Raw genomic sequence first — 22897 nt, forward strand, 5'->3', positions numbered from 1 at the left:
TCGGCAGCCCGCTAGCTGCAGGTGGTGTCTCCGGCGTTGGTGACGGCCAAGTCGTTCGGGAGGCCGCTCCGGTTGACGGCTGCGGGCAGCTCACCGACCTTCAGGGTCGAGCCCGCTTCGGGAACAGTGCCGACCGATTCCATGCCCTGGAAGTTGGACCCGACGATCACCTGGACGCCGTCCTTCACTGCGCGGTCGGCCTGGATCTTGGCGCCGGGGAACATCTTCGCGATAGTCGCCGCGGAATCCTTCTGGCCGGCGGCGTAGTGGACGATGGTCTCGGTCGCCTTCTGGGAGGAGTCGCCGACACCGGATACGGACACACCCTGTCGGATCATCTCGTCCATGATGTTGCTGGCGACGCCGGACTTTCCGGTGCCGTTGAGGACTCGGGTGGAGATGTTGCCGGGATACTGGGCGGTCAGCTCCTTGCCGCCTGGCTTCTTGGCGCTGGTCTTCGGGGGCTCCGGCTTATCCTCGGAATCCTCCGAGTCGGCGGACTTCTTCTTTTTCTCGCCGGGAAGCGGATCGTCGTCGATGATCGCGTTGAAGATGGTGTTGATGTCATCGGTGCGCGGTAGCTCGTTGCCGTCCGCCGAGGTGCCCGCCGTGGGGACGGTGAGGAAGGTGACGTTGCCGGCGTCGATGCCCTGCATCGACTCGGCGAGCTCGATGAGCGCGTTCGTGTTGACGTTGTCGACCTGGCTGTACTTGATGAACGTGTTGACGATCGAGTTCAGCTTGTTCGGGTTCGACAGGACGTCGCCGGACAGCGTGCCGCGCAGGAGTGACGACATGAACAGCTGCTGGCGTTTGATGCGTCCGTAATCGCCGTTGCCTTCGACCGCGATGTGGCGGGCGCGCACGTAGTTCAGCGACTGCTTGGCAGTCAGCGTCTTCCGGCCGGGCGTCTTGACGATGTAACCGAGCTGGTCGTCGAACAACGGGACCCGCGAACACACCTCGACGCCGCCGATAGCGCGAACGACGTGCTCGAATCCGGAGAAGTCCATCGCGATGAAGTGATTGATGTTCAGGCCGCTGACCTGGGTGAGGGTCTTGACCAGGCATGACGGTCCGCCTTCGGCGTACACGCTGTTGAGCTTCACGCCCGAGGCGGGCGGGATCGAGCCCTCGTACGATTTGGTCTTCGCGTTCCAGTCCTCGCACTCGGGTCGTTCGACGGCGAGGTCACGCGGCCATGAGACGGCGACGACGCGGCTGCGGTCGGCGGGGATGTTCACCAGGAGGACGGTGTCCGAACGGGTGCCTTCGACGGTGGTGGCGTCGCCTGCGCCGAGGTCGGCGTTCTTGCCGTTGCGGGAGTCGGTGCCGACGATCAGGTAGGTCTGGTCGCCACTCTGACCGTCCTTGTCGCGGATGTTCTCATCGTCGGGGTCGACGGCGCTGATGATGTTCCATGCGCCGTTCCAGCCCCGGTTGAGGTTCCACACGTAGCCGGTGCCGACGAGGGACAGGATGCAGGCGAGGGCAACCAGGACTCGGCTGGAGTTGGTGGCCATCTTCCGTGCGCGAGCCTTGCGCGTGGCGCTCGCCCTGCGCGGACGGACCCGCTGGATCACCTCGGTCAGGTCGGGCGTCGGTTCGAGCGGACGCCTCCTGCTGGGTGTCGGTTCCGCAGATTCAGCGTGCTCGGCGGCCGGAATCGTCTGGGGTGCCTGGCGTTCGGGCTGCGATGCCGGGGTCGGCTCGGTGGGCGCCGCGGCAGCTTGCGCCCGCGACTCGTCGAGCGCTCGCGCGGCCGTCGCCTCGTCGGAGAGGTCCACGGGAGGGGCGTCGTCGCCGGTGACGGGCGGCAGGACCGAGGTGACGTCCGCGTCGTCGGCGGGACGACGGCGCGGTGGCTCGCCGGGTCGGCGCTGGTACTCGGGGTGCTGCTGGGCCTGCGCGGGGGGTTGTTGCGGAGGCGCTTGCCGGCCCGGGGGCTGCTGGCCCTGCGGTGCTCGACCCTGCGGTGGCGCGGGTGCGCGGCCCGGCTGGCCGGGTCGGGGAGGCTGTGGGCCGGCGGCCGGCGGGCTGCCCGGCTGTACGGGGCGTCCCTGATCGTCGACGCCCATCTGATCCATCAGCTGGCGGACGGTGAGGCGCCCGCGAGGGCGGACGTACTGCTCGCGACCAGTGGGTTCGCGGAGACCTTCGGCGTGTGGGTCGTCCCCGGTGTCGCCGAAACGCTCGCGGAAGTCGAACGAGTCGGACGGCCGTCCTGCGCGACGGGACCGCCGCGGCGGCGTCCGCTTATCGTCCGGCTCGTTGTCGCCGGGGCGGTCTGAACTCACAGGTGTACCTCACTGATCACTGGCTTGGAACATTCTAGAGGCCCGACCTGAAAGTTCGATTATCGGCGAGCCGCGGAATGCTGCGGATCAGCCGCCGGAGTGCATGATCTCGGCGCCTTCGGGGACGATGTCTTCTTCGGGGTCGTCGAGCCAGCCCTCGGGCAATGCGACCGACGACGGTGAGCCCTGGCGTCCGCGCGGGCCGTGAGCGTCGCGCGGGAACGGCGTGTCCTTCGGCAGGGTCTCGATGAGTTCGCGCAGGTCGTCGAGCGTTTTCACGAGTGAGAGCTGCGAACGCAGACCCGAGCCGGCGGGGAAGCCGCGCAGGTACCAGGAGATGTGCTTGCGGATCTCGCGCATGCCCTTGTCCTCGCCGTGGTGTGCAGCGAGGAGCGACCCGTGCCGGAACATGATCTCGCCCACTTCGCCGAGATTCGGCGCTTGCGGAGCGGCGACGCCGCGGAGCCGGGCCGACAGTTCGGCGAACAGCCACGGGCGGCCAAGGCAGCCGCGGCCGATCACCACGCCGTCGCAGCCGGTCTGCTCCATCATAGCGACGGCGTCGTCGGCTTCGAAGATGTCTCCGTTGCCGAGTACCGGCACCGTCGTCACATGTTCCTTGAGGCGTGCGATCTCGTCCCACGCCGCAGTGCCGGAGTACCGCTGCGAGGCGGTGCGGGCGTGCAGCGCGACCGCCTGGGCGCCCTCCTCGGCGGCGATGCGGCCGGCGTCGAGGTGAGTGTGGTTGTCGTCGTCGATGCCGATGCGGAACTTCACGGTCACCGGGATGTCGGTGCCCTCGGTGGCGCGGACCGCAGCCGCGACGATGTTGCGGAACAGTCGGCGCTTATAGGGAATGGCCGATCCGCCGCCGCGCTTGGTGACCTTGGGGACGGGGCAGCCGAAGTTCATGTCGATGTGGTCGGCGAGGTTCTCGTCGACGATCATCTTGGCGGCCTTGTACGTGTACTCGGGGTCCACCGTGTAGAGCTGCATCGAGCGCGGCGTCTCGGACGGGTCGAACGTCGTCATGTGCATGGTGACGGGATGGCGTTCGACGAGCGCGCGCGCCGTCACCATCTCGCACACGTACAGCCCGGACACCGTCCCGGTGCGCTGGGCCTCGAGTTCACGGCACAGTACGCGGAAGGCGACGTTGGTGACGCCCGCCATCGGTGCCAGCACGACGGGGCTGGCGAGCTCGATGGGGCCGATACGCAGAGGATCCCGGCCGGTCAGAAAGTCCGGTCGGGATTCCGTCTGGTCGAGTGTTGCGGTGTTCAGGACGCCTTCTGCTCCCGCTTGCGGGCCTCTCGGGCCAGGGCGCGGTCTCGCATCTCCTCGAAGCGGGTGGCGTCCTTGTCGAGCTGGTCGAGGAACGCGGCCAACTCCTCGCGCGCCTTGTCGCCCTCGGGGCCGAAGTCGGTACGGTCGAACACGTTCCACTTGCGCAGGACCGGCTGGATGACCTCTTCGAGGTGCTGACGCAGGTCGTAGATGCCGTGCTTGGCCATCAGGACGCCGTGGCGACGGAAGTTCGGCATGCCGGCGCCGGGCATCTGGAAGTTGGAGACGATATCGGTGACCGCACGCAGCGTCTGGTCGGGCGAGAGGTCCATGGCAGCACCGCAGATGTTGCGGTAGAAGATCATGTGCAGGTTCTCATCGGCCGCGATGCGCTGCAGCATCCGGTCGGCGATCGGGTCGTTGCACGCCTTGCCGGTGTTGCGGTGGCTGACGCGGGTCGCGAGTTCCTGGAACGTCACGTAGGCCACCGAGTGGAGCAATCCCAGGTCCTGGTCGGCGTCGCGGAACTCCTCCACACGATCGCCTGCGGCGGCCTCGGGGGAGTAGCCGTTGGTCATGTGGATCATGCGCGCCTCTTCGAGCGCGGTGGGGTCGACGCCGCGGGTGACGACGAGGTAGTCGCGCATCGCGATACCGTGGCGGTTCTCCTCGGCGGTCCAGCGGCCGACCCAGTGGCCCCACGCGGACTCCATCGAGAAGTTCTCGGCGATCTCGCGGTGGTAGGAGGGCAGGTTGTCCTCGGTGAGGAGGTTCGTGATCATCGCGGCCTTGGCGACCTCGTCGAGCTTGGACTGCTCGGGGTCGTAGTCGACGCCGCCGAGCGCTGCGAAGTTCTGGCCGTCGTCCCACGGCACGTAGTCGTGCGGATTCCAGTCGCGCGCCGTCTTGATGTGGCGGTTGACGTTGGTTTCGGCGACCGGCTCCAGCTCCCGGAGCAACTCGAGTTGTGTCAGTTCGCGTGCCATCGGTAAATCCTCCGGTCGGTGTTCTCGGCAGTGGCGGTCAGTGCGGTGTGCGCACCGTCACAATGCGCCGACGTGCGCTTATCCCTCTCAGGCTACGTCACGTGCCCACTGGCCCCAAGTTCATCAGGCGTTAGTTTCGTCGCTCCTGCGCGCTGTCACGTTACGGAGCAGCAGCGTGAACCTACGTCACCGTAGGTTAGTGCAGGCTAAAGCGCTGTGTCGAGGGTTCGGGGTGCTCAGTGCTCAGGTGCGGAACAGTTATCCGGTGGGATCCGCCCTTCGAGGCCTACTTCTTCCGTGACGTGAACATCTTCCCCACGGTCTCCATCCACTGGCGGGCCTCGTCGTCGAGCGTCCCGAGTTGCTCCGCCCGGTCGCACCACTTGCGCGCCATGATGCCGAACTTCATCGGGTTGTAAACGTCCTCCTCGCAGCTCCACAGGCCGTCTCCCGCGTAGGTGAGGATCGTGATGTTGGTGGCGGTGAACTGCGAGCCGTCGCCGGGATCGCGCATCGGGTTGTCGACCTCGCAGATGACGCGGTTGGTCGACGGATCGGTGACGTGCCACAGCGACGGGTATCCGGTCATATGGCTGCCGGGGAACTCGTTCATCGTCTTGTTGATCCAGGGGCGGATCTCCTCGCGTCCGTGCATGGTGCCGTACGCGTGCTCGATGTACTCGGCGTCTTCGCTGAACATATCGGCCCAGGCGTCCCAGTCGCGGTGTTCGGCGACCTCGGCGACCGTCTTCTGGAACTGGGCGAATGCAGCGTCGAGTTCTTCTGCGGTGAAGGAGGGGGTCATGGTGGGGATGCTAAGTGACTCGGGCGTGACTCGAGGTTAATCCGCCCCAGGTCGGCACGTTCGGTGCGGACGATCGGGACTCCGTGGTGCAGGGGCCCAAGCCTGCCGTCGCGAACCGCACGACCTCGTGGGAAGCTCTTGAACCAGACAGCATATTCCTGGGGGGAGTGAACAGTGCGTAAGAAGCAGGCGCTCACCGCGGGTGCAGCCATTGCAGTGGTCGCTGTACTCGCCGTGTGTTTGAGCGGCGTTCTGAAGCCGTCCGTGGACGGGACGCCCGTCCCGAACGAGACGATGCAAGCGCTCAACGGATTGAACGACGCGTCGACATCGCTGGCGGACGCCCCTGCGGCGCGCTACGACGGGCTTGTGTCCGACGACGACGGGGACAAACTCGAGGTCAACGACCTGACGGTGTCGGCGATGGGCGACGTGTACGGAAAGTTCTCTCGTGACCGAGGACGCGGCGAAGTACTGCAGATCGACGGGCGCACCCTGATCAAGGCCGACTCAGGGTTCTGGAGCGGGCTGTCGCAGGGTAAACGGCCCGCAGGTCTGCGCATGGAAGGCATCCCGAGCGACAAGTGGGTCGTCACGGATGAATCAGTCCTCGGAGTCGACCTGGGTGCGGTCCTGCGTCCGGACAAGCTCGGACTGAGTCTGAACCAGCAGGACCGCAGACTCGACCGGACCGACATCGAAGGCAGCGTCGTCGATGCCGGTCGCGATACGCCCGACCGGCGGGCGAGTACCGGCCGTGACCCGGCTGGAGTGTCCGAAGTCGAGGTGGAAGATCACGACGGCGGCGTCGACGGGACCCAGCGGTTCAAGTCGGACGAGATGACCGTCGGTGCCGACGACAACGGCGACATCACCGGCATTCGCGGACCCCTGAGCGTGGGCGTAGCCGGGGACTCTGATGAGCTGACCGCGGACCTGCGGGTAGCGCCGCTGGATGCCGCCAGTGCTCGGCAGATGTACGTCAGCATCAAGTCGGTGACCCGAACTGCGAAGGTCGGATCCTGGAACATCGACGTCGGCACTCCGTCCGGCGGGCTCGACTGCACGCCCGGTGGGCGGTGCACCGTCACGTACACGCTGCGCAATAAGGCCGAGGGGCTCGAGCGCGGCACCGTGGACATCTCGCTGAACGCCGACTTCAAGGCGAACGGTCGAGACCTCGGCAAGTGCGACGCGAAGGGCACCATGCCCATCAACGGGAGCGGAAAAGTCTCGTGTGGCGTTCCCCTGGGAATCAGCGGAAGCTTCAACGCCAACTCCAACAGTCGCTTCACCGTCTCGGTGAACGGTGAACTCGACTCCGCGGCGATCGCCGAATCGGCCGAGGTCGGCATCAAGTTCAGCGAGAAGGCGAAGGGCTGGGAGGCCACGGCCCCGAAGGCATCCGAGACCGCCCGGCGGTACAACCGGCAGATCACCCTCGTCCCATCCGGGTACGTGTACCGGACAGGCGATGTCGCCTTCAACGGTCGGGAGAAGGACGGCACGCTGCTCCTCGTCTACGGCCCCGGGTACGACGCGCATGTGGCTCGCGACGGTGCATTCGACCCGGAGTGGGCGGGCACCGAGCAGATGGTCGAGCAAGTGAAGAAGGCACACGCGGCGGCCGGCGGAACCAACGTCCGCATGGTGTTCGCAGAAGCCGAGGCCGCTGATGCGGCTCGTGAGCTGCTGACCGCGAACGGCGTCACCGGCGTTGAAGTAGTCGTCGTCCCGCTCGCATAGCGGCTCTACCGCACGGGACGAACTTGTGCGGGACTACTGTGAACGGGCACGTGTTCCGCGCCCGCGGGTGCGTGACCAGTCACAGAAGGGGAGACCTGACATGCAGCGGTTGAGCGGGCTCGACGCGTCGTTCCTGTATTTGGAGACGCCGTCGCAGGTGATGAACGTGGCCGCGATCATGCAGGTGGACCCCACCACCGTGCCGGGCGGTTACACGTTCGACGGCTTGCGCAACGAGATGGCCCGACGCGTCACTGCGATTCCGTCGCTGCGGCGCAAGCTGTCCGACTCGCTCGCCAACGTCGACCACCCGGTGTGGGTCGAGGACGACGACTTCCGGATCGAACGACACGTTCACCGGATCGCGATCCCGTCACCGGGCCGGGTCGAGGAGATGGCCCAGATGTGCGGGCACCTCGTCGGGCAGGTCCTCGACCGCAAGAAGCCGCTCTGGGATCTATGGGTCCTCGAAGGCATGGAGGACGGAAAGATCGCGCTCATGCTCCGCATGCACCATGCAGGAGTCGACGGCGCCACCGTCGCGGACATCCTCGGCGAACTCGCCACCGCGGCACCGGAACCGCCGGAGCTCGATCCCGCCAAGATGGCGGAGAGCGCAGGCTCGGCGTCCCGCCGTGACATGGCCGTCGGCGGCGCCGCGAACTACTTCCTGCAGCGCCCGATCGCGGCGCTGAAGCTCATTCCCAAAACCGTGCCGCTGCCGATCGACTGGTTCCGCCGTGTCCGGTCGGGCGCAGGCATGCCGGCTCCGTTCCTCGCGCCCCGCACTCGCTTCAACGCGCCGCTCTCGCCGCGCCGGTCCCTTGCTCTCACGCAGCTTCCGCTCGATGACGTGAAGCGCGTCAAGAACCATTTCGGCGTCAAGATGAACGACGTCGTTCTCGCCCTCGCCGGCGGTGCGCTCCGTGAGTACTTGGACGAGAACGGCGAGCTCCCGGACGAACCACTGGTCGGGATGGTGCCGGTGTCGGTGCGCGGCGCAGATGAGCACGACCTCGTCGAGTCCGGCACCAACAAGGTGAGCGGCATGTTCACGCGCCTGCCCAGCCAGATCGCCGACCCCGTCGAGCGACTCCGGGTGGCGGGCGAGTACGCGAACCAGTCCAAGGATCACCATCAGGAGATCGACGCGAACATCCTGCGGAGCTACGCCGAGTTCGCACCAGGAAACACGATGGGCGCGGTCATGCGGCTGTACGCGGACCGGCGCATGTCCGGGCTGCACCCGCCGGTGTTCAGCACCATCGTCTCGAATGTGGCCGGTCCGGCATCGAAGATGTACATGCTCGGCGCGCTGGTCGAGGCCGTATACCCGCTGGCGCCGATCTTCCACGGGCTGGGCCTCAACATCACGGTGTTCTCGTCCGCGGGAAAGCTCAATGTCGGCCTGCTGACCTGCAGTGACATCGCGCCCGATATCTGGGCGATGGCGCGGGCCTTCCACGATCAGCTCGATCTGCTCCTCGGAGAGGTCGAGGCGGGTGCCGTGCTGGCGCACGATGCGACGGTCGAGGACTGACCGAATGCTCTCCGTCTATCTCGCAGTCCCGACCGGAGCCGACGAGCGGCTGGCCACCGTCGACCCCGACGGCGTGATCGAGTACGTCGAGGGACTGCTCGAATCGGGTGTGCCGTCCATCGACCTCGGCGAGGCGTGGGACGGCCTGCACTTCCTGTTGACGGGCGCGTCGGCATCGGAGCCGATCGAAGACGAGCCGCTCAGCGAGGCCGTCGTCGGGGTGTACGAGTTCGAGAGCGACGACCTCCTCGGTCTGACGCCGGCGGAGGACCTGCCGTTCATCCTCGCCAGGCTCGAGACCGTGAATATCGAGCAACTGCTGGCAGGCGCCGATTTCGCGACCTTCGCGAAGGCGGAGATCTACCCCGACAGGTGGACCGACGAGCCGGAGTCGCTGAGAGCGCTTCTCCGCGAGGCATTCACCAACTTGATCGAATTTCACCGCTACTGCCGGGCCGAGAGCCGCGACCTGCTGGTGTCCATTCACTGAGCGCCGCGCAGAATTCCCCGCTCAGCGTCGGAAGCACCGTGACGGCGTTATCGCGCCCCAGCGGGGAATTCTGCGCGCCGATGCCGGATCACAGCTCGCCGTGCAGCTCCCGTAGCCACGCGGCTGCCGACGCGTCCGACGGCGAACGCCAATCACCGCGCGGGGACAGGGAACCGCCGGAACCGATCTTCGGTCCGTTCGGCATCGCAGTGCGCTTGAACTGGCTCGACATGAACCGTTTCAGAAACACCTCGAGCCAGCGCTCGATGGTCGCCGCGTCGTACTGGTTGCGCTGTTCCGGGGCCAGCATGTCCGACCACGGGCCGCGTGAACTGTCGCCCCAGGCCTGGTGTGCCAGGTAGGCCATCTTCGACGGCCGGTACCCGAAGCGCGTCAGGTGGTAGAGGAAGAAGTCGTGCAGCTCGTACGGGCCCACCTTGCCCTCGGTGCTCTGCACGTTGCCGTCCGCGTCGGCGGGCACCAGCTCGGGGGAGATGACGTCGTCGACGATCTCGCGCAGCGCCTCGATGGTGGCCTCCGGGTAACCACCGGTCGCGATCTTCCACCGGATCAGGTGCTGGATAAGAGTCTTCGGCACCGAACCGTTCACGTTGTAGTGCGACATCTGGTCGCCGACCCCGTAGGTGCACCAGCCGAGTGCCAGCTCGGAGAGGTCGCCGGTGCCGAGCACCAGACCGCCGAGGTAGTTGGCCAGACGGAACAGGTGCGACGTCCGTTCGCCGGCCTGCACGTTCTCGAACGTCACGTCGTAGACGGGTCGGCCATCGGCGAAGGGGTGCCCCAGATCGGCGAGCATCCGCTCGCACGACGGGCGGATGTCGAGCTCGGTGCCGGTGACCCCGAGCGAGTCCATGAGGACATGGCTGCGTGCGAGGGTCGCGTCGCCGGTGGCGAAGCCGGGCATCGTGTAGGCGCGAATATCGGTGCGCGGCAGGCCGAGCAGGTCGAACGCCTGCACCGCGACGAGTAGTGCCAGAGTCGAGTCGAGGCCGCCGGACACACCGATCACGATCTTGCCGATGCCGGTGGCTCGCAGGCGGGCGACGAGTCCCTGCACCTGAATGTCGAGGACGTCGCGGCAGCGCTGATCGCGATCGGCGGTTCCGGTCGGGACGAACGGGAAGCGGAGCACGGTGCGGCGGAGGTCGGCGACGACGTCGTCGTCGAGTGCGAGGTCGAGCTCGAACGGTATGCGACGGATGGCGCGGGCCTGGTCGGCGTAGTCGCCGACTTGGTCCCGCATGCTGATCATGCGGGAACGCTCCTGGCGGATGCGGTCGAGATCGACGTCGGCGACGATCAGCTGCGGGTCCATCGAGAACGTCTCCGACCGCGCGAGCAGAGTCCCGTTCTCGGCGATCAGCGCGTCGCCGTCCCAGGCCAGATCCGTCGTGGACTCGCCGAACCCGGATGCCACGTACAGATGGGCCGCGACGTTGCGCGCCGAATGACTCGTGGCGAGGGTCCTGCGGTACTCCTCCTTGCCGACGGTCACCGGGCTGCCCGACAGATTCACCAGCAGGGTGGCGCCTGCGAGTGCCGCCCACGTGCTCGGCGGGATGGGCACCCACCCGTCCTCGCAGACCTCGACGTGGAAACGCAGGCCCGGCAGGTCCACGGCCTCGAAGACGAGGTCGGCGCCGAACGGGATCTCGTGGTCACCGAGCGTGATCGAGTCGACGACGGTGTCGCGGGCGGCCGCGAAGTAGCGCTGCTCGTAGAACTCGCGGTAGTTCGGCAGGTACGACTTCGGTGCCACCCCGAGTACCTGGCCGTCGTGAATGATCACCGCGCAGTTGTAGAGAGCGTCGTCGATCCGCAGGGGAGCGCCGACCAGAACCACCGGGGACACGCGTCTGGTCGCCTCCACCACGGTCATCAGCGCATCCATCACGCCGTCGAGGAGCGCGTCCTGCTGCACCAGATCGTCGACGCTGTAGCCGCACAACCCGAGTTCCGGGAATGCGACGAGCGCCGCGCCCTCGTCGTGGGCGCGCTGAATCAGCTCGACGGTGCGCGCCGCGTTCTCGTGCGGATCGGCAAGAGCGACAGGCGGGACGGCGGCCGCGATGCGGGCGAAACCGTGTGAGTAGGTCGACACACCTTCAGGCTAATGCCCCGTGCAACGATGGAGACATCTTCAAGCCCCGTACGAGTCAGAGGTGGTCGTCATGGTCAGGTTCGTCAAGCGTTCGACGGTGCTCACCGTCCTCATCGCATTCGCTGCTCTCCTCGGCGGTGTGATGGCCGGGCCCGCCGCCGCGCACTCGGCGCTCACCGGTTCGTCGCCGGAAGACGGCGCGTCTCTCGACAAAGCCCCCGACACCGTGACGCTGACGTTCAACGAGGAGCTGCAGGAGAACTACGCGGTCCTCAAGATCGTCGGCCCCGACAACCATTTCTGGGAGAAGGGAAAGCCCGCCATCAGCGGAACCGAGGTGTCGGTACCGGTACAGGACCTGGGCCCGGCCGGTGAGTATAAGGTGAACTACCGCGTCACCTCCGCCGACGGGCATCCCGTGGAAGGGCAGGTCGCGTTCACGCTGACCGCCGCCGGAAACGGCACGCCGGGACCGGTGGCCGACGACTGGCAGCCGCAGGCCCACGACGACGGCATCAAGGCATGGCCGTTCATCATCGGTGGCGTCGTGCTCGTCCTGCTCGTCGGCGGCGCCGTCGCGTACGTGCTGATCAAGCGCCGCCGCTGACCGTATGACCAAGCACCGCGGTCTCGTCGCCGGCGCGTCGGCGCTCACCGTGCTTGCCGGGGTCGCCGTCGTCTGGATCCTCGCCCGCCCAGATGGCCCCGAACCGTCGGCATGGGTCGACGCGTTCGCACTCGCCGCCGTGTCCACGTTGTTCGGGCTCGGCATGCTCGCTCTCGTCGATGCCGAACCCGCGCCCGGAACTGTGGCCGTGGTGGCCGCGCTGTGGGGCGCGACGTCGCTGATCTCCGCGTGGCTGCAGGTGGCCGAGCGGGCGGGTGCCGGACCGCTGGATGTCGGCCTTCGGGATATGGCGACCGGCGTTGAATCCGGTCTGCCGGTGATCGTCTGCGTGCTGGGTGCGTTGGCGGTGCTCGGGTGGTCGTATGCCGCGGCGAGCGGCGCCCGGTCCGGGGGAGTCAACGCGTACGTGGTCGGTGCGATCGCCGCAGTCGGGATCCTCGTCAGCTCGGTGACCGGGCACGCCGGACAGTCATCGTGGGTGCCGCTCGTCGTCGGAGTGCACGCGATCGCCGCCGCGTGGTGGGTGGGCACACTCGCTGCGCTGGTGCTGACGGTGCGGGGCCGCGGTGGCTGGGCGCGATCGCTGCCGGTGTTCTCCGAGCGCGCGATCGTCGTGGTCGGCGTGCTGACGGTCACCGGCGTGATCGCCGGCGTCGCGCAGATCGGCATCGGGAGCCAGTGGTGGGACACCGGATACGGGCGCGTGCTCGTCGCCAAGGTGGTGGCGCTGGGGTGCGCCGTCGCGGTGGCATGGTGGCACCGGACGACCTGGCTCGCGAAGGCTCGGCGGCACGGCGCGAGCGAGAAGGACTCGATCCGTCACGCAGGTTACGAGTTGGCACTGCTGACGCTGGTGCTCGGGCTGGCTGCCGGGTTGGCGGCGACCGGGGTCTGAGATGGGGTGGGTTGACCTCGCTGGTTGAGGGACGCCCGCCCTTCACCACAGTTAGTGCAAGCCCCTCGCTGGTTGAGGGATGCCCGCCTTTCGCCGCGGTTAGTGGAAGCCCCTCGCTGGTTGAGCCGCATCCGAGGCGTTAGCCGAGGCTGCGTGTCGAAACCCCGGTCTGTCGGTGCGGTCGGTTTCGACTCGCTGCGCTCGCTCAACCATCGAGGGACACTCGCGGGGCTCGCTCAACCATCGAGGGGACTTGCTGCGCTCGCTCAACCGGCGAGGCAGGCAACCATCGAGAGGCGGGTTACTCCCAGGCGTTGAGAAGCGTGTCGAGGATCTCGACGGCGTGGTTGAGGCCGCTCAGGTGACTCTGGTCGGGGAGTGTGTAGAGGGTGGCGTTCGGGAGGAGCGCGACCATGTGGGCGCCGTGCTCGTACGGAATGATGTTGTCGGCGTCACCGTGCCACCAGTGGACCTTCGACTGCACGTCGCCGATCCGGAATCCCCAGTCGCGCACGAACAGCTGCAGGTCGGCGAACGGTGCCTCCATGCGACGACTGCCGCCGTGCAGCAGATCGTCGAGGAACATCGCGCGGAACTCGGGGCGGCTGAGGATCTCGCGGTCCGCCTCCGGCGACAGCCTGCCGTAGATGCTGATCGCCGGATCGGCGATAGGCCTGGCGACACCGAGGATGGTGCTGAGCGCTTTGCCGATCGGGGCGCCCGCCACGTTGATCAGCGGAACCGCGTGCTGCGCGAGCTGGACCGCGCCACCGTGCACCGCGTCCGGGCCGTTGATCGGCGCCACGCCGCCGACGACACCCGTCGACACGACACGGTCCGACAGGACGTGCGTCACCGCGAGCGCATACGGTCCGCCACCCGAGAGCCCGATCACCGAGAACTTATCGATGCCCAGTGTGTCGAGGACGGTCTGGAAGTCGGACGCGAAGTCGCTGATCGAGTCGTACGAGTGCGCCGTCGACGAGCCGACCCCGGGCCGGTCGAGGCCGATGAGCCGGAACCCGCGCGTCTCCGCGTACTCGCGTGCCTGCGTGGGGATCTGGCGGCGGGCGCCCGGCGTGCCGTGCAGCCAGACGATGGCCGGACCGTCAGGATTGCCGAACTCCGAAAAACCGATGCGCCGTTGGCGCTTGTCGCCGACGGCGATGGAACCTTCGAGTTTCGGTCGATCGATAGGAATCACGAGCGGAGTATGTCAGAGGACGGTCGAGAATGATACGGATTCACAGATTCGTCCAAGGCGATCGGGGTAATTTGGATTCCATGACCGAATCGACTGCTGCCGGCCCCGACGACGGGCAATCCACGCGATCGGGGCTGCGCGAGACCGCGAACAACGGGTTCGGCAGGGTACGACGGGGGGCGCGGCATGCGCTCCGCCCCCATCCGGTCGAGCATGTGCCCGCCGGTCGGCGGATCGACCTGCCCGGCCGCGGCACGACGTACATCACCGACTCCGGAAACCCCGACGGCCCGGCAGTGTTCCTGCTGCACTCGGTGAGCACTACCGGACTCCTCTGCTGGTACCCGGCGATCCCCGAACTTCAGAAGGATTACCGCGTCCTGACCATCGATCACCGGTGGCACGGGCGGGGAATCAGGTCCGACGGTTTCTCACTCGCCGACTGTGCCGACGACGTGGTGGCTGTCGCCGACCAACTCGGCGTCGACACGTTCACCGCGGCCGGATTCTCGATGGGCGGTGGCATCGCCCAGCTCACGTGGCGGCGTCACCCGGACCGCGTCGACGGCCTGGTCCTGTGCTCGACCGGCCCGTACTTCTCCAGTATCGAACCCGGCAGGCTCGCCGCCGAGCAGCGCATCGGCAAGGCGCTCAAAGTCGCGGACAAGGTGCTTCCGACTCCGTCCGACAAGCGCCTCGACGATGCGGGCAGGCATCCCGTCGCGTGGGCGCTCGCGCAGGTCGCGTCCACTCCTCTGGGGCATCAAGGCGAGTTCAGTGCGGCGATGGCGGAGTTCGATTCGCGGCTGTGGCTGAACGAGGTGGACGTGCCGTCGGCCGTCGTCGTCTCGACCCGCGACAAGATCGTCGCGCCGGAACGACAGCAGTTGCTCGTCGATGCCATCCCCGGAGCGCAGCGATTCGACGTCGACGGCGGCCACGCATGCTGCGTCCTCGGCTCCGAGGAATTCGTCCCGCAGTTCGCGTCGGCGGTCGGGGCGGTCAGTCGGGCGGCCGTCAAGGCGTAGCCGCACCAGCGCCGATCGAGTGAGCGTCGAGCCCGATTCCGCACCCTGTAGAGTTGAACCGCTGCATTGCGCGGCACGCCCCTATAGCTCAGCTGGTAGAGCTACGGACTTTTAATCCGCAGGTCGCAGGTTCGAGCCCTGCTGGGGGCACAGTGATGGGAAGCCCGTCATCGCCCCGGTTCGGGTGGTGGCGGGTTTCGTCGTCTGTGCAGGGGGCTCGATTCGTGCTCGACGCGGACTCCGTTCGCGGTGTGCTCACTCGACCGGCGGGGGAGGCGCGAGGGAAGGGCGCACTAGACCGGTGAAGGGTTCCGAAATCCGCGCCATACACAGCGAAAACGTGGGTTTACCTCCCGATTTGTGTTTTGAGAATCGCGTGCCATAAGCTTGGTCTCGCTCCCAGCGGGAACACCGGCCCCCTTCGTCTAGCGGCCTAGGACGCCGCCCTTTCAAGGCGGTAGCGCGGGTTCGAATCCCGTAGGGGGTACGCAATGCAGCTTCGGTTGTAGAGCACACAACAAAATATGGCCCTGTGGCGCAGTTGGTTAGCGCGCCGCCCTGTCACGGCGGAGGTCGCGGGTTCGAGTCCCGTCAGGGTCGCTTTGGTTTCGGTTGACGTACCGACGCCGTTTGGCCAGGTAGCTCAGTTGGTACGAGCGTCCGCCTGAAAAGCGGAAGGTCGTCGGTTCGATCCCGACTCTGGCCACGCCCAAACCCCCTGCTTACGCAGGGGGTTTTCGCGTTGCACGCGAGGAAGCCGCCTAATGTAGTTTTTCTGTGGAAAGCTTGGCACATATGTGCACACGTGGCGAGGAGTGGTGATGGCTGAAGACGGCGAGGATCTGATGAATCCGTCGTTGAACATCGTCGACAACGTCGTTGATCGCGAATACACCGTCGAACGATTCGTGGAGAATCCGGTCGAGACGGTGATCGAGAAGCCGATCACGTTGGAACGCATCGTCGAACGCCTGGTCGTCGACACCGTCGACACCATCATCGACAAGCCGGCCACCGTCTCGCGGCTCGTGGAGCGGCCGGTCGTCACCGTCGTCGACGACGTCGTCGACAAGCCGGTCAACATCTCGCGGCTCGTGGAGCGGCCGGTCGTCACCGTCGAGGACGAGCTGGTCGATAAGCCCGTCGAGATTCCGCGCCTCGTCGAGAAGCCGATCGTCACCGTGGTCGACCGCATCGTCGACACGCCGGTGGATGTGGAACGGCTCGTCGAACAGCCCATCGTCACGGTCGTCGACAAAGTGGTCGACGCCCCGATCGACGTGGAGCGGCGCGTCGACAAGCCGGTCGTCAACTTCGTCGACGACGTCGTCGACAAGCCGGTCGATCTGCCGCGAATGGTCGAGAAGCCGGTCGTCACCGTCCACGACGAGATCGAAGAGAAGACCGTCGAACTCAAGCGGCTGGTCGAGAAGCCGGTCGTCACGGTCCTCGACGAGATCGTTGAGAAGGCGGTCGAGCTCAAGCGGCTGGTCGAGAAGCCCGCAGTCACCGTCGTCGACGAGATCGTGCAGAAGCCGGTCGATGTGTCGCGCCTCGTGGAGCGCCCGGTCGTCACGATCGTCGACGACATCGAGGAGACCGAGTTCGAGATATCTCGGCTGGTCGAGAAGCCGATCGTCACGGTCCTCGACAAGATCGCCGACAAGCCAGTCGAGGTCCAGCGCCTCGTGGAGCGACTGATCGTCACCGTCGTCGACGAGATCGTCGAACGGCCCTCCGAGGTCACCCGCAAGATCGAGAAACTCATCGTCGATGTCAACGACGAGGTCGTCGAGAAGCCGATCACCGTCGAGCGCATGGTCGAGAAGCCGATCGTCACGCTGGTCGACCGCATCGTCGAGGTCCCGGTCGAGTCGATCGTCGAGAAGGTCATCGAGAAGCCGGTCGAGAAGATCATCGAGATCACCGTCGAGAAGCCGGTGGAGAAGATCGTCGAGCACGTCATCGAGGTCCCGGTAGAGAAGAACGTCTACTCGACCGTCGAGAAGGTCATCGAGGTCCCGGTCGAGGAAGTGGTCTACAAGACCGTCGAGAAGCCGGTGGAGAAGGTCATCGAGGTGACGGTGGAGAAGCCCGTCATCAAGGTGGTCGAAGTTCCGCGCGAGGTCGTTGTGGAGCGGATCGTCGACAAGCCGGTCGAGAAGCCCGTCGACCATGTCATCGAACGTGTCGTGGAGAAGCCGAACGTCGTCGAGAAGGTCATCGAGAAGCCGGTCGAGAAGGTCATCGAGCGGATCGTCGAGAAGCCGGACATCATCGAGAAGGTCATCGAGAAGCCGGTCACGCATGAGCTCGAGCGGGTCGTCGAGAAGCCCGAGGTCGTCGAGCGAGTCGTCGAGGTCCCGGTCGAACGTGTCATCGAGCGGGTCGTCGAGCAGCCGAACGTCGTCGAGAAGGTCGTCGAGAAGCCGGTCGACCGTGAGGTCGAGCGGGTCGTCGAGCAGCCCAACGTGATCGAGAAGACGGTCGAGAAGATCGTCGACCATGTGGTTGAGCGGATCGTCGAGAAGCCGCATGTGATCGAACGGGTGGTGGAGCAGCCGGTCGACCATGTCGTGGAGCGGGTCGTCGAGCAGCCCAACGTGATCGAGAAGGTGATCGAGAAGGTCGTCGACCATGTTGTGGAACGCGTGGTCGAGAAGCCGAATGTGATCGAGGAGGTCATCGAGAAGTCGGTCGACCACGTGATCGGCAAGGAAGTCGAAACCCCGAACATCATCGAGCAGGTCGTCACCCGGCCCACCGATCACGTCGTCGAGAAGGTCGTCGAGGTTCCGGAGATCTCCGAGCAGACCGTCGAGCGAGTCGTGCAGCGCGTCGTCGAGAAGATCGTCGAGCGTCCGAACATCGTCGAGAAACTGGTGGAGCAGACTGTCGACCACGTCGTCGAGCGCATCGTCGAACGCCCGCATGTGGTCGAGAAGGTGATCGACAAGCCAGTCGAGCACGAGGTGGAGAAGATCGTCGAGCGCCCGGAGATCGTCGAAACGGTCGTCGAGAAGCCGGTGCACCGCGAGTTCGAGAAGGTCGTGCAGACTCCGGTCCTCGTCGAGAACGTCATCGAGAAGCAGATCAACGTGGTCTCCGAGCGGATCGTCGAGAAGCCGATCGAGCACATCGTGGAGAAGGTCGTCGAGAAGCCCGTGTACCGCGAGGTGGAGCGGATCGTCGAGAAGCCGATCGAGAAGATCGTCGAGATCGTCGTCGAGAAGCCCGTCATCGTGCGCCGTGTGGTCGAGAAGGAGGTGGAGCGCGTCATCGAGGACGACACCTCCACCCGCACCGTGACCCACGACGCGGACGACGCGGTGCCGCCGCTGGAACCGAAGTACCTCGATAAGCAGCCGGGCGGAAGCCACAGGTGGGTCGAGGCGACCACCGGTGAACACCCGGACGACGAGACGGTCGGCTCCGATTCGCCCGAGGCCGCGGCCCGCGACCGAGTCGAGGCCACCTACCAGACCCGTCGCGCGCGCCACCGCTCCGCCGAGGACTGAGGCTGTCGGAAGTCCCCGATGGGGCTCCTCTCGCCGGTTGAGCAAGTGGAGCTCCTCTCGCCGGTTGAGCGAGTGGGTCTCCTTTCTCGCCAGTTGAGCAAGTGGGGCCCTCTCGCCGGTTGAGCGAGCGAAGCGAGTCGAAACCACGTCTCGGTTCGAGCGTTGGTTTCGACTCGTGCCCTCGGCTGGCGCCTCGGTCACGGCTCAACCATCGAGGGGAGTACCGCTCAATCACCGAGGGGAAGCGCGGCTCACCGTCGGGACGTCGGGAAAGTTACGCGAGACGGGTCGCCCGCTATCGCCAGGCGAACAGCGGCTGCTCGTAATCGGCGACGCGGATGTCGTCGCCGCGCAGCGCCACCGCGGTGAATTGGTACATGAGTGCTGCGGTGGGCGCATGGATGAGCCTGCCGAGCAGAGGCAAGGCCATCACCGGGCGCTCGGATTCGGCGATCGTCTCGAACACCGGTGCGGCCTCCGCCAGTTCGCCGAGCCCGATGTGGAAGACATGCTCCACCTCGTCGGGATTGGGAGTCGGCTCGATCTCCTCGTCGATCCACGCGACGGTAGGGGAGATGACGTAGCCCGAACGCGTTCGGTAGTCGTCCAGATCACCGATGATCGTCTCCGCGCCCAGCTTGATTCCCATCTCCTCGTGCAGTTCGCGCAGCGCTGCCTCGTGCGGCGTCTCGCCGGGGTCCAGCCGGCCTCCAGGCAGTGCGAACTGGGCCGAGTGCCGACTCATGCCCGCCGGACGTCTGGTGAGCCAGATGCCGCGATGGCCGTGACACGGTGCAACCAGGATGACGACCGCCGCGGAGCGTGTGTCGGGTCCGGGGAAGATGCTCCGCACCTCGAAGGCGCCCAGCCGACCCTGCACATCCGCTCGAGTAACCATATGATCGATGTTAGCCCGGTCACACCGGGAAGTAAACGGACCGTGGTCCGGTTACAGTGAGTGCAGGCGGTCGAACACGGCGGCCGCAGGTTCGCAAACAGCGGGCTTCACGAATACCGATCGACTTCACACGACTCGAAGGAGAACCACGATGAGCAACACCGCCACCGTCACCCCCACCGAACTGACTGCCGGCACCTGGACCATCGACCCGGTCCACTCCACCGTCGGCTTCGCCGTCCGTCACCTCATGGTCTCGAAGGTTCGCGGTAGCTTCGACACCTTCACCGGCGCGATCGAGATCGCCGAAGACGGCACCCCGTCGGTCGAGGCCACCATCGACGTCAAGTCGATCACCACCAACAATGCCCAGCGTGACGAGCACATTCGTTCGGCTGACTTCTTCGACGCCGAGCAGTTCCCGACCGCGACCTTCAAGTCGACCTCCGTCGAAGCGGACGGCGACGACTACAAGCTGACCGGCGACTTCACGCTGAAGGGCGTCACCAAGCCGGTCACCATGGACATGGAGTTCAACGGCGTCAACCCGGGCATGGGTCAGGGTCCGGTCGCCGGCTTCGAGGCCAGGACCGTCCTCAACCGCAAGGACTTCGGCATCGACATCGACATGCCGCTCGAGACCGGCGGCAGCGTCGTGGGCGACAAGATCACCATCGTCCTGGAGATCGAGGCGGGTCAGGCACAGGCCTGATCACCTTCTGCGCGGGCGCTTAGTCCGCAGCGGAGACCACCTGTCACCTCCCGGATTTCGGTACTCTCATTTGAGTCCGAGACCGGGAGGTGACGCGTATGCGGGGACGTCACGCCGCGACAGCGCAGCGCGCCGCCGACTGGGCCGAACGCCGTCGCAGGATTCGGTTCTTCGGTGGAATGCTCGACGAACTCGGTTACGACCGGGCCGCCGTGGAACTCCGTGAACTCGACGAGGGCACGCGCCGCCGATTCGCCAAGCGGGGGCTGATCGGTGCCGGCGTCATCGTCGGCGTCGCCAAGATCCTGATCGGGTTCGAGACCTTCGTCGCGGCGCTCCTCGCCTTCAACGGCGGAACTCTCAACCTGCACACCGCGCCCGACTATCCGGCGGACATGGGGATGGTCCTCATCGGACTGCTGGTCGGCACGGTGATCAGCGTGGTCGCGTCCATAGCGTTCCTGCTGCCGCAGTACCGATGGTTCATTCGGGCCGACCCGACCGACAAGATCCGTGAATGGGAGGTCCGGTCCGTACCGCGAAAGCTGGTCGTCGCAGATCTCTTCGGCTGGGTCGCGGCCCTGGTCGTCTATGCGGGACTGTCCGAGCAGCGCGGGGTCTTCGTGCTGGCGGTCGCCGGTGCCTTCGGCCTGGCCGCGATCACGTCCGGAAGCCTGACGTACCTCTTCGGTGAGAGCTCGTCGCGGCCGTTGGCGATCCTCGCTCTGCACGGTGATTCGGTCGACGGCGTTCTGCACAGTGTCCGCGCGCGACTGTTCGTGGTCTGGATGGTCTCGTCCGCAGTTCCGATGATCGGCCTGCTGCTGATCAACCTGGGACGTGGACTCGACTGGCTGCCGCCCGTCGCGGGCACCGTCGACTGGACCTCGGTGCTCCTCGCCGTCGTCGCGCTCACCTCGGGTGTGCGCGTTGTCGGACTCGTCGACCGGGCGATCACCGGTCCGCTCAAAGAGATGCGCGAGGTGATCGAAGCGGCCCGGATCGGCGATTTCGGCCGCCGCGTCGCCGTGTACGACGCGTCGGAGATCGGCATCCTGCAGGCGGGACTCAATTCGATGCTCGACGGGCTGGTCGAGCGGGAACGCATGCGCGACATCTTCTCCCGCCACGTCGGCGACCGGGTGGCGAAGCTGGCACTGGAACAGGACGGGGAACTCGTCGGCACCAACACCGACGTCGCGGTGATCTTCGTCGACATCACCGGATCGACGGCGTTCGCCGCCGATCGCGATCCGCGGGAGACCGCGGTCGTCCTCAATGCGTTCTTCTCGATCGTCGGCGATGTGGTCGACCGGCACGACGGCTTCATCAACAAATTCGAGGGCGACGCGGCGCTCATGATCTTCGGTGCGCCGACGAGCCTCGACGATCCGGCACTCGCGGCCTTGGCCGCCGCACGCGAATTGGGATCAGAACTCGGCGAGAAGCTGCCACTCGAGTGGGGGATGGGCGTCTCGTTCGGTCAGGTCTTCGCGGGCAACATCGGCGCCCGGAACCGGTACGAGTACACCGTGATCGGGGATCCGGTGAACGAGGCCGCACGGCTCTCGGATCGTGCGAAAGAAGGCTATGCGCCGGTGTACGCGAGTCGTGCGGCCGTCGAGGCGGCCGCCGACGAGGAGGGCGAATGCTGGAGTCGGGTGGACCGGGTGGTGCTGCGCGGCCGTTCGCACCACACCGAGGTCTACGCCGCCACCGATCTGCTGGTTCGTAGCGAACCCCCGTCGCTCGGTAGTGTTCTGGCCGACCTCGTGAAATTCGCGCTGCCGGCTATGCCCGGCGACCGAACGTCACGGACGCCGACGAAGGAGAGCTGACCGTGGCCGGTTGGGAAACGCGCGACATTCCGGCACAGGATGGGCGCCGGTTCATCATCACCGGCGCGAACAGCGGACTCGGTGCCGCAACTGCGACAGCGGTGGCGGCAGCCGGCGGAGAGGTGACGCTGGCCTGCCGGAACGTCGCCAAGGCTCAGTCGGTGGCGGACCGGATCGGTGCTCCCGCGAAGGTCGCCGAACTCGATCTGTCGGACCTCGCATCGGTTCGGGCATTCGCCGACACGGTCGACGGGGCCGACGTGCTGATCAACAACGCCGGAGTGATGGGCATCCCGCACGGACGGACCGTCGATGGTTTCGAGATGCAGATGGGCACGAACCACCTCGGGCACTTCGCGCTCACCGCGCTGCTGCTGCCGAAGATCTCCGAGCGGATCGTCTCACTGTCGTCCATCGCGCACCGGATGGCGCAGCCGTACGCGGACGACCTCAACTGGGAGAAGCGGACATACAACCGGCGAATAGCTTACGGCGACTCGAAGTTTGCGAACCTGCTGTTCGGGCTGGAGTTGGCCTCCAGGCTCGAGGCGGTGGGGTCGTCGACGCGATCGTCCATCGCGCACCCGGGATACTCGTCGACGCCGCTGATGGGTCGCTCCGAGACCTGGTTCGACCACGTGATGCGACTGGGCAACGTCCTGCATGTCGGGCAGAGTCCCGAGCGCGGAGCCTTGCCGGTGCTGTTCGCTGCCACCTCCCCTGATGCCCGCAACGGGGTCTACTACGGGCCTCGCGGACTCGGCGAGTTCCTCGGGACCCCTGACGAGGCGAGTATGCGTAAGGCCGCCGGCGATCAGGCGCTCCGCGATCGGCTGTGGGCGGAGTCCGAACGCCTGACCGGCATTGATTTCCCGGTGTCGGAGTAGCGTCCCTCGGTGACCG

Annotated in this window: 17 protein-coding genes and 4 tRNA genes; 14 read left to right on the top strand and 7 right to left on the bottom strand. The window is 66.3% G+C overall.

Going from position 1 to position 22897, the window contains the following annotated elements; genetic code table 11:
• Positions 1 to 11 precede the first annotated feature (11 nt).
• The 4 genes from FO044_RS02510 to FO044_RS02525 all read right to left on the bottom strand — a co-directional run bounded on the left by FO044_RS02510 (position 12) and on the right by FO044_RS02525 (position 5375).
• Positions 12 to 2297, bottom strand: a complete 2286-nt coding sequence (locus tag FO044_RS02510; RefSeq protein WP_132993099.1) for an LCP family glycopolymer transferase — start codon at positions 2295 to 2297, stop codon at positions 12 to 14.
• Between the two features lie 87 nt (positions 2298 to 2384).
• Positions 2385 to 3470, bottom strand: coding sequence for a tRNA dihydrouridine synthase DusB (dusB, locus tag FO044_RS02515; RefSeq protein WP_235831414.1), 1086 nt, complete (start codon positions 3468 to 3470; stop codon positions 2385 to 2387).
• Positions 3471 to 3577: 107 nt separating this feature from the next.
• The gene (locus tag FO044_RS02520; protein ID WP_132993100.1) at positions 3578 to 4570 is read right to left on the bottom strand and encodes an acyl-ACP desaturase; all 993 of its coding nucleotides are present in this window, start codon (positions 4568 to 4570) and stop codon (positions 3578 to 3580) included.
• A 286-nt stretch (positions 4571 to 4856) separates the two neighbouring features.
• A complete protein-coding gene (locus FO044_RS02525; RefSeq protein WP_132993101.1) occupies positions 4857 to 5375 on the bottom strand; it encodes a nuclear transport factor 2 family protein in 519 nt (172 codons plus the stop codon).
• Between the two features lie 174 nt (positions 5376 to 5549).
• On the opposite strand from FO044_RS02525, the gene FO044_RS02530 reads away from it, so the two are divergent.
• The 3 genes from FO044_RS02530 to FO044_RS02540 all read left to right on the top strand — a co-directional run bounded on the left by FO044_RS02530 (position 5550) and on the right by FO044_RS02540 (position 9151).
• Positions 5550 to 7121: a hypothetical protein gene (locus tag FO044_RS02530; protein WP_132993102.1), complete on the top strand. Its 1572-nt coding sequence runs from the start codon at positions 5550 to 5552 to the stop codon at positions 7119 to 7121.
• Between the two features lie 100 nt (positions 7122 to 7221).
• On the top strand, positions 7222 to 8661 hold the full coding sequence (locus tag FO044_RS02535) for a WS/DGAT/MGAT family O-acyltransferase (RefSeq protein WP_132993103.1): 1440 nt from the start codon (positions 7222 to 7224) through the stop codon (positions 8659 to 8661).
• Positions 8662 to 8665: 4 nt separating this feature from the next.
• Positions 8666 to 9151: a DUF1877 family protein gene (locus FO044_RS02540; RefSeq protein WP_165943079.1), complete on the top strand. Its 486-nt coding sequence runs from the start codon at positions 8666 to 8668 to the stop codon at positions 9149 to 9151.
• A gap of 88 nt (positions 9152 to 9239) precedes the next feature.
• Here the strand turns inward: FO044_RS02540 and FO044_RS02545 are convergent, their stop codons facing one another.
• On the bottom strand, positions 9240 to 11273 hold the full coding sequence (locus FO044_RS02545; RefSeq protein WP_132993105.1) for an NAD(+) synthase: 2034 nt from the start codon (positions 11271 to 11273) through the stop codon (positions 9240 to 9242).
• 70 nt (positions 11274 to 11343) lie between these two features.
• Between FO044_RS02545 and FO044_RS02550 the strand changes: the two genes are divergently transcribed.
• The gene (locus FO044_RS02550) at positions 11344 to 11880 is read left to right on the top strand and encodes a copper resistance CopC family protein (RefSeq protein ID WP_132993106.1); all 537 of its coding nucleotides are present in this window, start codon (positions 11344 to 11346) and stop codon (positions 11878 to 11880) included.
• Positions 11881 to 11884: 4 nt separating this feature from the next.
• On the top strand, positions 11885 to 12796 hold the full coding sequence (locus tag FO044_RS02555) for a CopD family protein (protein WP_132993107.1): 912 nt from the start codon (positions 11885 to 11887) through the stop codon (positions 12794 to 12796).
• 301 nt (positions 12797 to 13097) lie between these two features.
• Here the strand turns inward: FO044_RS02555 and FO044_RS02560 are convergent, their stop codons facing one another.
• Positions 13098 to 14000 carry an alpha/beta fold hydrolase gene (locus FO044_RS02560; protein ID WP_132993108.1) on the bottom strand — a complete coding sequence of 301 codons (903 nt, stop codon included), beginning with the start codon at positions 13998 to 14000 and terminating at the stop codon, positions 13098 to 13100.
• An 80-nt stretch (positions 14001 to 14080) separates the two neighbouring features.
• On the opposite strand from FO044_RS02560, the gene FO044_RS02565 reads away from it, so the two are divergent.
• From FO044_RS02565 to FO044_RS02590, 6 genes are all read left to right on the top strand, one after another.
• Positions 14081 to 15028, top strand: a complete 948-nt coding sequence (locus tag FO044_RS02565) for an alpha/beta fold hydrolase (protein ID WP_132993109.1) — start codon at positions 14081 to 14083, stop codon at positions 15026 to 15028.
• A gap of 77 nt (positions 15029 to 15105) precedes the next feature.
• Positions 15106 to 15178: transfer RNA gene (locus tag FO044_RS02570), tRNA-Lys, on the top strand.
• Positions 15179 to 15442: 264 nt separating this feature from the next.
• Positions 15443 to 15515, top strand: a tRNA-Glu gene (locus FO044_RS02575).
• A 39-nt stretch (positions 15516 to 15554) separates the two neighbouring features.
• A tRNA-Asp gene (locus FO044_RS02580) sits at positions 15555 to 15628 on the top strand.
• A 32-nt stretch (positions 15629 to 15660) separates the two neighbouring features.
• Positions 15661 to 15734, top strand: a tRNA-Phe gene (locus FO044_RS02585).
• A gap of 115 nt (positions 15735 to 15849) precedes the next feature.
• On the top strand, positions 15850 to 18546 hold the full coding sequence (locus FO044_RS02590) for a hypothetical protein (protein WP_132993110.1): 2697 nt from the start codon (positions 15850 to 15852) through the stop codon (positions 18544 to 18546).
• 295 nt (positions 18547 to 18841) lie between these two features.
• On the opposite strand, the gene FO044_RS02595 is transcribed toward FO044_RS02590, so the two are convergent.
• Positions 18842 to 19444 carry an NUDIX hydrolase gene (locus FO044_RS02595; protein WP_132993111.1) on the bottom strand — a complete coding sequence of 201 codons (603 nt, stop codon included), beginning with the start codon at positions 19442 to 19444 and terminating at the stop codon, positions 18842 to 18844.
• Positions 19445 to 19595: 151 nt separating this feature from the next.
• Here FO044_RS02595 and FO044_RS02600 point away from each other — a divergent pair, with 151 nt between their 5' ends.
• The 3 genes from FO044_RS02600 (at position 19596) to FO044_RS02610 (ending at position 22881) form a co-directional block, all read left to right on the top strand.
• The gene (locus FO044_RS02600; protein WP_132993112.1) at positions 19596 to 20156 is read left to right on the top strand and encodes a YceI family protein; all 561 of its coding nucleotides are present in this window, start codon (positions 19596 to 19598) and stop codon (positions 20154 to 20156) included.
• 98 nt (positions 20157 to 20254) lie between these two features.
• A complete protein-coding gene (locus FO044_RS02605) occupies positions 20255 to 21994 on the top strand; it encodes an adenylate/guanylate cyclase domain-containing protein (protein ID WP_132993113.1) in 1740 nt (579 codons plus the stop codon).
• 2 nt (positions 21995 to 21996) lie between these two features.
• A complete protein-coding gene (locus FO044_RS02610; RefSeq protein ID WP_132993114.1) occupies positions 21997 to 22881 on the top strand; it encodes an oxidoreductase in 885 nt (294 codons plus the stop codon).
• Positions 22882 to 22897: the final 16 nt, after the last annotated feature.

The sequence above is a fragment of the Gordonia zhaorongruii genome, from assembly GCF_007559005.1.
GTDB lineage: Bacteria > Actinomycetota > Actinomycetes > Mycobacteriales > Mycobacteriaceae > Gordonia > Gordonia zhaorongruii.